Origin of the sequence: Paenibacillus sp. Soil724D2 (assembly GCF_001427935.1) — a bacterium.
Taxonomy (GTDB): Bacteria; Bacillota; Bacilli; order Paenibacillales; family NBRC-103111; genus Paenibacillus_E.
Genome location: NZ_LMRY01000006.1, coordinates 55,482 through 69,121 on the forward strand (window position 1 = coordinate 55,482; position 13,640 = coordinate 69,121).

A 13,640-nucleotide genomic window follows, 5' to 3' on the forward strand; every position below is an offset into this window, starting at 1 on the left:
TATGAGGAGATTGTCCGATGATCCAAACGACAACAGACCGCAAATGGCTGCCTCTGTATGAGGCGCTGGCTAGCGATGTGCGGCTTAAGATACTGGAGCTGCTTGCTGAGCAAGAGATGAATGTCAAGGAATTAGCCCATATGCTTGAATTAAGCAGCGCCATTGTAACCATGCATGTAAAAAAGCTCGAGGCTGGAGGGCTTATTCAGACCGCTTTAATTCGTAAGCAAGGCGGTACGCACAAAATGTGTAAGTTGGCCATCTCCCTCATCGAAATGCGGCTCCCGCGGCCAATAGAGCAGCAGCGAGTTTTCGATGAAGTTGCGATTCCGGTTGGCCACTACACACGCTTCGAAGTTCATCCAACCTGCGGTTTGGCTACGGCTGACCATGTGATTGGTCAGTATGATGATCCGCGCTTCTTCTTCGAGCCCGAGCGGATGCATGCTAAGATTCTTTGGTTCGGCAGCGGCTTTGTGGAATATCGTGTTCCGAACTATGTACTGCCCGGTCAGATACTAGAGGAAATCGAGATTTCGCTTGAAATTAGCTCCGAAGCACCAGGAATTGAAGCGAATTGGCCGTCCGACATTCATTTTTACGTCAATGATGTGCTGCTTGGCTATTGGACGAGTCCCGGTGATTCGGGACATGGCCGCGGCCAGCTCACCCCTGCCTGGTGGCCGGATTCAATCAACCAATACGGTTGGTTAAAGATCATTCGGGTCACCGAACAGGGAACGTTTCTTGACGGACAGCAGCTATCTGCTGTCTCGATCAAGGATATCCCCATGTCCCGCAATGAGTGGACACTGCGGCTCGAAGTGCCGAGAGATGCGGCGCACGTCGGCGGTTTGACCTTGTACGGTGAAGGGTTTGGCAACTACAACCGCGATATTCTGTTTCGCACCTACCGCAGGTAGGGAACGAACCATATTTAAATAAGGGGCTGTCCCAAGCCACTTTTTGGGATTATGTCTTGCTACCCTTTACTTTATTATGTTAACTATTTGCCCCGAGGGAACGTCAATGCTCTATTTGGATGAAAAATACTTGAAAGCATGAGGAAGTGGAACGACGATGCGTTATTTCGCGTTTTTTTGCCTCCGGGTCGTTCATATGAACAAATAGAGCACCCACGTTCCTCTTATTCGGTTTTTAGCTCAGATTTCCTAAAATAACGAATCGACGTTCCGCTAACTAGAGTCGGGTGACTTACTATTGCAATCGGCCCTATGTGAATTTACACTACTTTCGGAGCAAACTCTTCTTTTAGAAACAATCATACGTCTACGACGGGACACCCAAGAATGAAAAAAATATGCTCCTCCGATGCAATGCATTTTATTTTCGTATAAAAGTGATGCAACGAAAAAAGAGCCCCTAGGCTCTTTTGAACTTGATGTGCTTCTTTTTTGACCTTCATCAGACCATCTTTTGACAGTCATTTCACAATTGCTGCTCTTAATCGATTCACACCAAATTCCAAATACCCCTTTAAGCAGCTCAACATATAAACCCAACCTTCTTTATTATCTATCAATTGACTGATTAGGTCCCCATCATTTTCATTAAAACCCTCTTCGTTAACTTCAATAACGGTGCTCGAATTATCCAACTCTTTCAGCGTAATCGTAACAACATGTCCATCATCCGTTGCACCCCACTGGAAAACAATTTTCTTATTTAACTCAATTTCCAATACGTTAATATCCACTTGTGCATCGTACTCATCATATCTCCAAGTAATCGTCTTGCCTTGCTCCAATCTTCCAGAACCCGAAGAAAACCAATAATTAGACATTTTTACTGGATCAATAAGAGCTTCAAATACTTCATTAACGGGCTTAACTATTTTAAATTTCGTTAGGTTGTTCATCTTAAATCAACTCTCTTTCGACGTAACTGTGATTGGTTAAAGAGAAATGGGTGGTAAAGTGCTGCCTGTTTCAAGTAAACTCTTTAAGTTGCTCAGAATGGCTGGCCATCCATTATTTAATCCCTCAAAGGTATCTTCTCTATCCACGATGTCCGCAGATGTCAGATTTTCATGCCTAAGTATTAGTTTGACAGTCGAATCCAGCGGTTTCAACTCAAAGGTAACCTGCGACGGCTGCTTACGAGTGGTTTTATCTCCTACCCTGTTCCATGTAAAAGAAAGTAAACGATGCGGCTCGCACTTTAGTATGATTCCATGATCGGTGACTTGTCCATTCCGCGAATAGGTGACGTTAGAGCCTTCTTGCCAGTCCGATTGAATCTTGCTTCCGAAGAAGTATTTTTCGGTAAAATCGCTGTTTGTCAAAGCTTCCCAAAGCTTTTCCGGCGTCGTCTTGATGTAAGTTACATAAACAAATGCTGCATCAGTCATTTTAATCCTCCATATAATATAGGGATTTTTGAGTTTGCTCAAAGTCTCTCCGCTATAGGGATCTTTGAGCTTGTTCAAAGCCTCTCCGCTTTAGGATCTTTGAGCTTGCTCAGAGTCACTCCGCTATAGGGACCTTTGAGCTTGCTCAAAGTCTCTCCGCTTTAGGGATCTTTGAGCTTGCTCAAAGTCATTCCTCTTCAAGCCGCTTTTTAAGCTCACGCAATGCTTCGATACGATCACGATCATATTTGCTGATCCAGCGGTCATAAATCTCTCCGATGGGTGCAACATTTAGATAATGAATTTTATTTCGGCCTTGCCAAACAATAAGAATAAGGTTCGCTTCCTCCAATATATTCAGGTGTTTAGTAACGGATTGGCGCGTCATCTCAAGATGTTCGCATAGTTCATTTAAGGTCTGACCATTTTTCTTGAAGAGCTCGTCAAGGAGTTGTCTTCGGCTTGAATCAGCAAGAGCTTTAAATACTTTATCCATGCCATCATTATATGCAACCTTTTGTCTGCATGTCAAGTTTGGTTGATTGATGAATGCTGCCTGAGCATTCCATTCTCGAAATACAAAAAGACACGGAAGAGCAATCCCGTGCCTTTCAAATTGTGTTGTTTGCCCAACTAACCTACGCATGCATGCCCATACCTGCAGCCTCACTGCTCCCTGAATCAGCAGCGCTCTTCTCCCGCTCCTCCGCCCGGCGCAAAAACTTCTGCTGGCGCCAACGGATGACGACGAGAATGCCGCGCAAATATTCGTCGCAAATCATGGCGACATAAATACCCGCCAATCCCCAGCCCATGTGCAAACCCAAGACATAAGAAAGGCCCGCGGCCACTCCCCACATCGAAAACAGGGAGATAATCATATTGTAACGGGTATCGCCTACAGCGCTCAGCGCATTACCGAAGCCCATATTAAGCATTCTCCCTGGCTGCAGGAAAAGTGTCAGCACCAGACATGAGAGTCCCAGCTTGATAATATCCGCGTCTGAGGTGAAGAAGCCGAGAAAGCTTTTGCCGATGAGAAAGAGAATGATACTGTTGAATCCAACCAAACCGAGTCCAATCCATGTTCCTCGATATCCGCTCTTATAAGCTTCCTTGATATTTCCGGCTCCATACAGATGAGCAATCTGAATTTGAACCGCTAAGGCAATGGAATAGCCTAACATAAAACAAATCGACTCGAGCGTGTTCATATACGTTCTTGCCGCCAATTCCTTAGCTCCCATCGTGGCTAGGAACGTGTAGATCGTCAACTGCGTCAATACCCAGGAAGACATGTTCACGCCGAGCGGCCAACCTATTTTCAAAATATCGCCAAACAGCTTTCGATTGAATACGATTAGATCCCTCCACTCCATCCTCCGCTCGAACGCAGAAACGAACATAAACAGCAGCAAACACGTCGCGAGCAGCCTGCTCACAAGTGTCGAAATGGCCACGCCTGTTAAACCCAGTTGAGGAAATCCGAGCTCTCCATATATAAATCCGTAGTTAAACACGATGTGTATAACATTCATACCAATCGCCGTTATCATCGGCCCCTTGGTGTTCCCTGTATTCCTAATCACGGTGCTGAGAGCAGCCGTCAAAGCCGTTAAAACCATACCACTCCCCACAATGGAGATATAGGTTTCAGCCAGAGGAAGCAGCCGCTCCCCCAAGTGGAAGAGATTAGCTAGAGGGCGAGCCTCCATATAAAGAATCACACTCAGTATACTGCCTATCACTGCGCTGACAGTTACTGCCATAATCGCAACGGTCCGTGCAGATTCATTCTGCTTGGCTCCTAATTTCTGAGCAATCAAAATCCCTGCGCCACTCGCAACCGTCATAAATAAGATCATCATCGCTTGGAACAGTTGGTTCGATAAACCTACCACCGCCACCGCATCATCCGATACACGGCTCACCATTAAGGTGTCGACGGCACCCAAAAGCAATTGCAGCAGCAATTCGACGAAAATAGGCCAAGCTAGAAGCCACAGTGTAAACTTATTTTTCTCTTTGACCATGTTTTTCACCATCCGATTATTATCTCTCTTTTTGTATAAATGAAACTTTGTTGTCTGCTCAAATTATAGATGCTATAGTTGACTCCAAGTATGAGTATTGCAACTTAAAGTTTCAAAATTCCAACCTCCATTCAAGAGATGAAAAGGTGACTCTGATGGCTTTTATCGAAATGACGGTCCCTCCGCTGCCGCACTACATTACAAGCGGTTTCAGCACAATATCCAAAGGCAGCAAACATCCGAGCAGACGCAATATCCAAGTATTTGATTTATTAATCACCACATCGGGCTGCTTCTATATAGGCGAGGGAGATGCTAGGTTCGAGGTAGCAGCTGGACAAGCCGTTATTCTAAGGCCAGACAGCTATCATTTCGCTACACAAGTCTGTTCCGAACTGACGGGTACTTATTGGATGCATTTCCACGCAGGAGGACCATGGGCTATGGTAGACCATACGGTCCAACCTATACCTCTGGAAGACCCAACACAAACCCCAATTGAGCCATTTGCTGTAGAGCCCTTTACGATTCGGATCCCCCAATATACAACACTTGTGCAGCCAGAAAAAACCTATGACCTGTTCGAACAGCTTCAGCAGCTGCAGCCAAGTGCTCATCAGAGCAGTGTCCGTTTTGCGCAGCAGCAGCTTTTTCATGAGCTATTGCGCCAGCTTTCTGCTTCCACGGACAGCGATCATCCATCACCTTCCAAGGCTTGTGCGGAAAAAGCGGCGGCCTATTTAAGGCAGCATTACAAAGCGTCTGTTTCAGCCAAAGAGCTCGGCGATCATGTCAATTTCCACCCTGTTTACATTGCACGCTGCATGCAAAAAGAGTATGGCTGCTCCCCTACGGAATACCTGCTTAGGTTAAGGATCCAGCAGGCTAAGCTGCTGCTGCTTCAAACCGATCTTCCCGTCGCGCACGTCGCGGAAGAGGTGGGTTTTGAACAGCCTGCCTATTTCGCCACCTGCTTCACCAGAATGGAAGGTATCTCTCCTCGCAAGTACAGGCAGCAGTTCTCACGGGGATAATGAACGAACAACTCGAAGGCATATATAGGCTAACTTCACAATACAGTTAACTTATATAACTCAGAGGGAGTTGACTTGATATGGAAGATCAGCAACATGCACCTGTCCTAAGTGTAAAAGATTGGATGATTACCATCCTGCTCCTTGCCATTCCACTTGTGAATATTGTGATGCTATTCGTGTGGGCATTCAGTAAGGGAGAAAACCCTACAAAATCTAATTATGCCAAAGCAAGCTTAATCTGGGCTCTCATCGGACTCGGTCTCTATTTTATTTTCTTTGTCCTCTTCTTCGGCGCAATGATTTCGAATATGAATCAATAAACCTTCTCCCCAGCAGCTATCCTCCTTGCGGCCGTAACCGCTTGGGGATAGCTCTTTTTATGTTATACTGGAAAAAAATGATAAGGAGTCTACGAACATGCCATCCCCCTTACATTGGAAAAAGTCACTATGGATTCTATGGGGTGCTAATTTCTCCGTTATGTGCGGCATGAATCTTGTTCTTCCTTTCCTACCACTATATATCGGAGAACTTGGGGTTCAAGATCTCGGCGAAATTGTACGTTGGACAGGCTGGATTGTCGCTGCACAGTTCATCACATCTTTTCTCACTCAGCCGCTTTGGGGCGCTATCGCGGATCGTCGCGGACGTAAAATCATGCTGCTTCGCGCCGGCTTTGGGATGGCGATTGTGACAGCACTTATGGGCATCGTCACGTCACCGTGGCAGCTGCTGTCTCTACGGCTGCTCAACGGTATCTTCTCCGGTTTCATCTCCATGGCGGTGTCTCTTCAAGCTTCCGTTACACCGTCGGAGCATTCGGGCAAGTCGCTCGGCACTTTACAAACGGGAGCTATCGCCGGGTCGCTCATCGGCCCTTTACTTGGAGGCTTGCTGGCAGGTTTCTTCGGTTACAGCCATGTGTTTTTCTTCACTGGAGGGCTCATGCTCTGCGCGAGCATCATCGTCATGATTTTCATTAAAGAGGAGCGTAAGCCTCCTTCTAAGAAAAAAGAACGACGGCGCACAGATTGGCGGCTATTTCGGCCTTTGCTCCCAGTCTTCGCTGCTTCCCTGATCACACAGATCGGCATGATGAGCATCGAGCCGATAGTGACGGTGTACGCGAAGACCTTATATTCGGGCAGCCACTTGGAGCTGTTCGCTGGTCTAATCGTTGCGATTACCGGCATCGCGAATTTGTTCGGCGCCCCATCCTTAGGGAGACTCGGCGACCGCATCGGTCAACGCAAAACACTTGTGATCGCCTTATCGATGGCGGCACTAGCCTTCATCCCGCAGGCTTTTGCCACTAGCATCACTATGCTCCTAGTCGGAAGGTTCCTGCTGGGGCTGTTCATCGGCGGCATGATTCCCTCTCTGAACGCGCTAGTCATGAAGCTAGCGCCTACTCAGATTCAGGGGACCGCTTACGGCTTTAATACCTCATCGCTGTTCCTGGGCAATCTTATTGGCCCCTTAATTGGCAGCCATCTTGCGGCAGCGTACGGTTTCACATCCGTCTTCTATGTCACGATGGGCATTTTACTGCTCTGTGCTGGATTCGTCTTTACGAATCGTAGTTTAGACCATCAACCCCATTCGAAACCAGCTTAACACTTATCACTACTTATAAAATTGGAGGATCACAATGAAACACGAAATTCTATACAAAGGCGCATTTCCTATGTTGAAGGTTGAGCTTGAAGCAGGCGAAAATATTAAGGCGGAAGCTGGAGCTATGGTCTCCATGTCCCCAAATATCGAACTCAAGGGAACTGTAGAGGGCGGTATCATGCGCGGTTTAGGCCGAATGCTGAGCGGCGAGAAATTCTTCTTCCAAGAATTAACTCCATCCAGAGGATCTGGCGAGGTTTTACTGGCACCTACTGTCATTGGCGATATTGAAGCCGTAGAGCTAGACGGATCCTACAAGCTGTATGTGCAAAAAGACGGCTTTCTTGCTGGAACATCCGGCATTCAGGTGAATACGAAAATGCAAAACCTGATGAGCGGCTTTATGTCAGGCGAGGGCTTTTTCATCGTTGAAATTAGCGGAAAAGGCACCGTCTTCCTTTCCTCCTACGGCGCTATTCATGCCATTAATCTAGCTCCAGGGCAAGAAGTGATCATCGATAACGGACATCTCGTCGCTTGGCCGGATTATACGCAGTATACGATTGAAAAAGCGGCCAAAGGCTGGTTATCCAGTTTGACGAGCGGCGAGGGCGTTGTCTGCCGATTCCGCGGCGAAGGTGTCGTGCTTATTCAAACGAGGAACCCGCAGGGTTTCGGCGGGTGGATTAAGCAGTTCATTCCGGGTGGCAGATAGGTGTAATGGAACCCAAGAAGTCATTCTAGGTGGCAGATAAGTGCCATGGCATCGGTTCTCGTACCTAGGGTGACTTGCTAGCTAAATCAGATAGAGTAACTTCGTCGATGACATGTTTGTTTAACAGATATTGGAGTCTTCTTTGGAGTCTGCATGGAGCCTACATTTAGGGCGTTCATTTGCAATGTTGTATTTTCTACAACTTTACACAAGCAAAACCATGCTATCTTGTCCAAATGTTGCAGAACCTACAACAATTCTGCCTATAAATAGCCGTTTAGCATAAAATCCTCCTAAATTGTTGTACAAGATACAACATCTCCAGCTTGGCGGGAAGAAATGAAGGAAATTGTTGTACGTTGTACAACATGCAAGTGCAGGTAACCTCATCTCCCCTTTCTACCAAGGATAAACGACTCCGTCGTCCTATATGGACAAGCGTGTTTGTCGAGGTTGATGCTAAGCAAAATTTGACCGCCGCCTTGCGGCTCTGCAGCGCATATCCAGGATCAACTGAAAAAAACGAGAATTCCTCACGGGGGGTTCTCGTTTTTTTGGCGATGATATGATAAAATGGTTCTATCACATAAACTTGGTTTTATATACAAAACCACAAAACGGAAATGCAATGTATTTGAACGATCGCTTTGCGAACAAGGAGGCCCTTACTTGGATGATAAATACCGCGTTCCGGCTATCGAACGTGCACACCTGATCCTTAAAGAAATCTCTCTGCATCCAGGTGAGTTGAAGCTCATCGACTTGTCTCGAACGCTCGCCATTAACAAAAGTTCGATGTACTCGTTGTTATTAACCATGGAGAACTTGGGATGGATCGAAAAGGAGACCGGAGAAACCTACCGGCTAGGAAGAGAGTTGTCTCGTTTCGGCCATGCCTCCATGCAGCAGCGAGACTTGAATGAGTCCTTCCATAAGGAAGCAGCCCTATCCAAGCTGAAGCTGGGCGAATCTTTCCAACTTGCCAAATTAGATGGCAAGGAAGTCCTCTATACCGCTAAAGAGGAAGCGCTTACGCCTGTTAGGCTCGCTTCTGAACCAGGCATGCGGTTGCCTGCACATGCCACCGCACTCGGTAAGGTCATACTGGCTGATCTGAGCGATGAGGAAATTGATTTGCTTTATCGTTCTGACCAAGAACCATTTCCACGTTTAACGGTTCATTCCATTACCTCTTTACAAGGATTAAAGCAAAGTTTAGAGCAAATCCGGCAACAAGGTTATGCACTAGACTTGGAGGAAGCCGTGCTTGGATTTAGCTGCGCGGCGGCTCCGATCCGTAATGCCCAAGGCCAGGTCATTGCTGCTGTCAGCTGCTCCATGATGCTGCCTCAATGGGAGCAGAAGAAGCAGTCATGTATAGAAGAAATTTGTAAGCTCGCTCATAAACTATCCGAATAAAAAGGAGATTTCACATGCGATTACAAGACAAAGTCATTCTCATCACAGGTGCAGGATCAGGAATCGGCAAAAGTACCGCTCTCTTATTTGGACAAGAGGGTGCGCAAGTCATCGTGAACGATCTCGATGTCGTCAAAGGGAAAGAGACTGCGGATGAAATTATCGGGGCTGGCGGAGCTGCTAAATACATACAAGCGGACGTTACTCAAGCAGACTCCGTCAGTCAGATGGTAGAGCAAATCATACAGGAACATGGCCGTATTGACGTGCTTTTCAACAATGCCGGAATTAGCGGCGTAGGCGCGCTTCATGAGCTAGAACCTGACGCCTGGGACCGCATCATGAGCGTTAATGTCAAAGGTGTATTCTTACCTTCAAAGTATGTCGTACCACATATGATGGAGCGCAAATCCGGTTCTATTATTAACATGTCTTCCTGTATTGCTGAAATAGGTCTGGCCCGCCGAGCATCTTACGCAGCAACCAAAGGCGCTGTCCTCGCATTGACCAAATCCATGCAGGTGGATTATGCCGCCTATGGCATCCGGGTGAATGCGCTGCTGCCGGGTACCATTTTAACACCATTCGTAGAAAACTATCTCCGCACTTCCTACGACGATCCTGAAGCAGCCATCGCCTCTTTGAAATCCAGGCAGTTAAGCAACGAAATGGGCCGTCCGGAGGACGTTGCGCTAGCAGCATTGTTCCTCGCTTCAGACGATTCCAAATTCATGATGGGTTCACCGTTATATATTGACGGAGGCGTGACTTTCGGCAAGAACGCTTAAGTAGACGGCCCGTATTCTGCATTTATTCATTTATTCATTTATTCATTTATTCATTTAATCATTCACTCATACATTCATTCAGGAGGTATTACTAATGAAACTGCTTACTTTCAGGAAAAATGATACGTTGACCCTGGGCGTCCAAACCGAATTTGGCGTGCTGGATGTCGTTCAAGCTGTCAAGCAGCTGACGCCAGCATTCACAGTCCCTGCCACTATTCACGAAGCCATTAATGGCGGGGTAGCCGCTACCGATGCATTACTTAACCTCGTTAATCTTGTTCTAGAGCACGAAGACCGTGCCTCCTTGCTGCACAGCGAAGAGACAATGATTTACGGCCCTTGCGTTACGCATCCTAACAAAATCATTTGCGTTGGTCTGAACTATCGCAAGCATGCCGAAGAAACGAATGCTGCTATCCCGCAATACCCGATTCTCTTCAACAAATTTAATAATACGCTTACCGGACACGGGCATGACATTGCACTACCTCGTGTAACCAAGGAAGTCGATTACGAAGCTGAGCTAGTCATCGTGATTGGTAAACAGGCCAAATATGTGCCCAAGGAAGAAGCCTTGGAGCACGTGTACGGGTACTGCTGCGTGAATGACCTTTCTGCGCGTGATTTGCAGATGCGAACTCCGCAGTGGCTACTGGGCAAATCGTGTGATGACTTCAGCCCGCTCGGCCCTTATCTGGTGACCGCCGATGAAGTCGGCAATCCGAATGACCTCAAGATCAGCACCACGGTCAACGGCAAAGTGCGTCAAAACTCGAACACGGCGGATATGATTTTCCACTGTGACGAAATTGTCAGCTATATTTCTCAGCATATGACGTTGTATCCGGGGGATATCATTCTAACGGGTACACCGGAAGGTGTAGTGCTCGGTGATCCAGTTGATAAGCGCGTATACTTAAAAGACGGCGATGTCGTGACGATTTCAATAGAAAAATTAGGTAGTCTGACTAATCGCATGGTTAGTGAGTAACTAGCTTTCGTTTTTAAACGGAATCCAAAAACTCATCTATACATCAAGAGCAAGCCGTAGGATCTGCGGCTTGCTCTTTTGCTTCTTCCATTTATACTCGCTCCACCAACATCGCTACGCCTTGTCCGCCGCCAATACATAAAGCAGCTACCCCCAGCTTGCCACCTCTCTTCTCCAGCTCATGCAGCAGCGTAACCAGAATGCGGGCTCCGCTTGCACCAATCGGGTGTCCAATGGCAATCGATCCTCCATTGACATTTAATTTCTCTGCTGAAACACCCAGCTCGCGTCCAACAGCTAAAGACTGCGAAGCAAAAGCCTCATTCAGCTCGAATAAATCAACGCTATCGAGTCGAACCTCCGTTTTACGGAGCAATTTACGAACAGCATCAACGGGCCCCATTCCCATCATAGATGGATCTAAGGCAGTGTTCGCATAGCCTTTGATGCGAGCTAAGGGCTTAAGCCCAAGCTCCTTAGCCTTATCCGCGGACATAACAACAAGCGCAGCGGCTCCGTCATTAATGCCAGAAGCGTTGCCAGCCGTAACCGTTCCCTCTTTTTTGAAAGCAGGACGGAGCTTGCCCAGCACTTCAGCTGTTGTACCCGCACGAGGAAACTCATCCTGCGCGAATAACACTGGATCGCCTTTTCTTTGCGGGATGGCAACAGGCACGATCTCATCCTTGAATCTGCCGGATGCAATCGCCTGCTCCGCCTTCAGCTGGCTCCACGCAGCAAACTCATCCTGTTCGGCACGTGTTACACGATGATGCTCCGCTATATTCTCGGCCGTGATGCCCATATGGATGTCGCACATCGCGCACCATAGTCCATCCCGAATCATCGAATCGACCATAGCGCTGTCACCAAGCCGCAGGCCCGAACGAGCCCCGGGCAGCAGATAAGGCGCCTGCGTCATATTTTCCATACCGCCTGCCACCACGATATCCGCATCTCCAAGGCTGACAGACTGTGCCGCCAGCATGACAGACTTCAGGCCCGAACCGCACACCTTGTTAATCGTCATCGCTGGAACAAATTGCGAATACCCCGCCTTGAGCCAAGCTTGACGGGCTGGGTTTTGTCCTAGTCCAGCCTGAAGCACATTACCCATGATGACTTCGTCTACTTGGCTGTCAGCCAGATTAGCTCTCTTCAGAGCCTCTTGGATAACCGTACTGCCTAGCTGCGGAGCGGATATGTCCGCCAATGCTCCTTGAAAGCTGCCAACGGCTGTACGAACTGCGCTAACGATGACGACTTCTCTACTCATAACGATCTCCTTTGCTCATTTGTGGTTCATTTTGAAGAAGAGGACTAATGGTAAAACGCGCCTCTGTGTTGGCGAGAACCTCTTCCATCGTTACACCTGGCTGTATGTCCGATAACACCATGCCCTCATCCGTAAAATCAAAGACGGCTAAATCCGTAACCAGACGATTCACTACGCCTTTGCCTGTCAATGGCAGGGTGCATGCCTTTTTAACCTTCGACTCACCTGCTTTATTCACATGTTCCATGATGACAATGATCCGTTTGGCGCCATTGACCAAATCCATCGCGCCGCCCATCCCTTTTACCATTTTTCCGGGAATCATCCAGTTGGCAAGGTCGCCATTCTCCGCTACCTCCATACCGCCCAGAATGGCCAAGTCAATATGACCTCCTCGGATCATAGCGAACGATTCTGCGCTGTCAAAAAAAGAAGCGCCCGCTACAGCCGTTACCGTTTCTTTGCCTGCATTAATTAAATCCGGATCTTCTTCTCCTACGTAGGGGTAGGCACCGATGCCCAGAAGCCCATTTTCCGATTGCAGCATAACCGTCATTTCTGGGGGAATATAATTGGCGACCAGCGTAGGCAGGCCAATGCCTAAATTGACGTACATGCCCTCTTTAATTTCCTCAACGGCACACTTAATAATCGTTAAACGGTCGTTTTTCATACCGATACCTCCTTACTTCGAACGGTGAGACGCTCAATCCGTTTTTCATAGGACGCACCCTTCACAATCCGCTGCACATAAATACCTGGCGTATGAATATCGTCCGGGTTCAGCTCACCTACCGGCACAATTTCTTCCACCTCAACGATCGTCACTTTCCCTGCTGCTGCTGCCAGCGGATTAAAGTTGCGCGAGGTTTTGCGGAACACTAGATTCCCCATCGGGTCTGCTTTCCAAGCTTTGACCAAGGCAAAATCACCAACAATCCCTTTTTCCAACAAATAAGTGCGTCCTTCAAATGTTTTGTGCTCTTTGCCTTCTGCAACTAAAGTGCCTACGCCCGAAGCTGTATAAAACCCTGGAATACCGGCTCCGCCAGCACGAATTCGTTCGGCAAGCGTTCCTTGAGGGACCAGCTCCACTTCGAGCTCCCCGCTTAAGAACTGCTGCTCAAACGTTTTGTTTTCTCCCACGTAGGAGGAAATCATTTTCTTGATTTGTTTGTTAGCCAGCAGCTGCCCAAGGCCGCAATCATCAACCCCGCAGTTATTGCTAACTACGCACAAATCTTTGGTCCCTTGTGCTTTAAGCGCTGCAATTAAATTCTCTGGAATCCCGCAAAGCCCGAAACCGCCAACAATCAACGTGGCTCCGTCACGAATATCCGCTATAGCTTCCTCTATGGAAGAACATATTTTATTCATGATGATCCATCTC

The 13,640-nt window shown here is 47.6% G+C and carries 15 protein-coding genes; 8 read left to right on the forward strand and 7 right to left on the reverse strand.

Features of this window, described 5'->3' with window-relative positions; genetic code table 11:
• Positions 1–17: 17 nt before the first annotated feature.
• Positions 18–923: an ArsR/SmtB family transcription factor gene (locus tag ASG85_RS07635; protein ID WP_060645857.1), complete on the forward strand. Its 906-nt coding sequence runs from the start codon at positions 18–20 to the stop codon at positions 921–923.
• A gap of 521 nt (positions 924–1,444) precedes the next feature.
• Here ASG85_RS07635 and ASG85_RS07640 read toward each other — a convergent pair.
• From ASG85_RS07640 to ASG85_RS07655, 4 genes are all read right to left on the reverse strand, one after another.
• Positions 1,445–1,879, reverse strand: coding sequence for an SRPBCC family protein (locus ASG85_RS07640; RefSeq protein WP_060645858.1), 435 nt, complete (start codon positions 1,877–1,879; stop codon positions 1,445–1,447).
• Positions 1,880–1,915: 36 nt separating this feature from the next.
• Positions 1,916–2,371, reverse strand: a complete 456-nt coding sequence (locus ASG85_RS07645; RefSeq protein ID WP_060645859.1) for an SRPBCC family protein — start codon at positions 2,369–2,371, stop codon at positions 1,916–1,918.
• 187 nt (positions 2,372–2,558) lie between these two features.
• Positions 2,559–2,867, reverse strand: coding sequence for an ArsR/SmtB family transcription factor (locus ASG85_RS07650; RefSeq protein ID WP_060646019.1), 309 nt, complete (start codon positions 2,865–2,867; stop codon positions 2,559–2,561).
• 142 nt (positions 2,868–3,009) lie between these two features.
• Positions 3,010–4,404 carry an MATE family efflux transporter gene (locus ASG85_RS07655; RefSeq protein WP_060646020.1) on the reverse strand — a complete coding sequence of 465 codons (1,395 nt, stop codon included), beginning with the start codon at positions 4,402–4,404 and terminating at the stop codon, positions 3,010–3,012.
• A gap of 155 nt (positions 4,405–4,559) precedes the next feature.
• Between ASG85_RS07655 and ASG85_RS07660 the strand changes: the two genes are divergently transcribed.
• The 7 genes from ASG85_RS07660 to ASG85_RS07690 all read left to right on the forward strand — a co-directional run bounded on the left by ASG85_RS07660 (position 4,560) and on the right by ASG85_RS07690 (position 10,974).
• Positions 4,560–5,438 (forward strand): helix-turn-helix transcriptional regulator, encoded by an 879-nt coding sequence (locus tag ASG85_RS07660; RefSeq protein ID WP_057302488.1) that lies wholly within the window; start codon positions 4,560–4,562, stop codon positions 5,436–5,438.
• A gap of 80 nt (positions 5,439–5,518) precedes the next feature.
• Positions 5,519–5,761, forward strand: a complete 243-nt coding sequence (locus ASG85_RS07665; protein WP_057302487.1) for a hypothetical protein — start codon at positions 5,519–5,521, stop codon at positions 5,759–5,761.
• 97 nt (positions 5,762–5,858) lie between these two features.
• Positions 5,859–7,058 carry an MFS transporter gene (locus ASG85_RS07670; protein ID WP_060645860.1) on the forward strand — a complete coding sequence of 400 codons (1,200 nt, stop codon included), beginning with the start codon at positions 5,859–5,861 and terminating at the stop codon, positions 7,056–7,058.
• A 34-nt stretch (positions 7,059–7,092) separates the two neighbouring features.
• Positions 7,093–7,773, forward strand: coding sequence for a TIGR00266 family protein (locus ASG85_RS07675; RefSeq protein ID WP_057302485.1), 681 nt, complete (start codon positions 7,093–7,095; stop codon positions 7,771–7,773).
• 669 nt (positions 7,774–8,442) lie between these two features.
• On the forward strand, positions 8,443–9,192 hold the full coding sequence (locus ASG85_RS07680; protein WP_060645861.1) for an IclR family transcriptional regulator: 750 nt from the start codon (positions 8,443–8,445) through the stop codon (positions 9,190–9,192).
• A 14-nt stretch (positions 9,193–9,206) separates the two neighbouring features.
• A complete protein-coding gene (locus tag ASG85_RS07685) occupies positions 9,207–9,980 on the forward strand; it encodes an SDR family NAD(P)-dependent oxidoreductase (protein WP_057302483.1) in 774 nt (257 codons plus the stop codon).
• Between the two features lie 94 nt (positions 9,981–10,074).
• Positions 10,075–10,974: a fumarylacetoacetate hydrolase family protein gene (locus tag ASG85_RS07690; protein ID WP_057302482.1), complete on the forward strand. Its 900-nt coding sequence runs from the start codon at positions 10,075–10,077 to the stop codon at positions 10,972–10,974.
• A gap of 91 nt (positions 10,975–11,065) precedes the next feature.
• Here ASG85_RS07690 and ASG85_RS07695 read toward each other — a convergent pair whose 3' ends face one another.
• The 3 genes from ASG85_RS07695 to ASG85_RS07705 are packed head-to-tail and all read right to left on the reverse strand — an operon-like array spanning position 11,066 to position 13,627.
• Positions 11,066–12,250 carry an acetyl-CoA C-acetyltransferase gene (locus ASG85_RS07695; RefSeq protein ID WP_057302481.1) on the reverse strand — a complete coding sequence of 395 codons (1,185 nt, stop codon included), beginning with the start codon at positions 12,248–12,250 and terminating at the stop codon, positions 11,066–11,068.
• Positions 12,243–12,923, reverse strand: coding sequence for a 3-oxoacid CoA-transferase subunit B (locus ASG85_RS07700; RefSeq protein WP_060645862.1), 681 nt, complete (start codon positions 12,921–12,923; stop codon positions 12,243–12,245). Before ASG85_RS07700 ends, ASG85_RS07695 begins: the two co-directional genes overlap by 8 nt.
• Positions 12,920–13,627 carry a CoA transferase subunit A gene (locus ASG85_RS07705; RefSeq protein ID WP_060645863.1) on the reverse strand — a complete coding sequence of 236 codons (708 nt, stop codon included), beginning with the start codon at positions 13,625–13,627 and terminating at the stop codon, positions 12,920–12,922. The genes ASG85_RS07700 and ASG85_RS07705 overlap by 4 nt, the downstream gene beginning before the upstream one ends.
• Between the last annotated feature and the right edge of the window lie 13 nt (positions 13,628–13,640).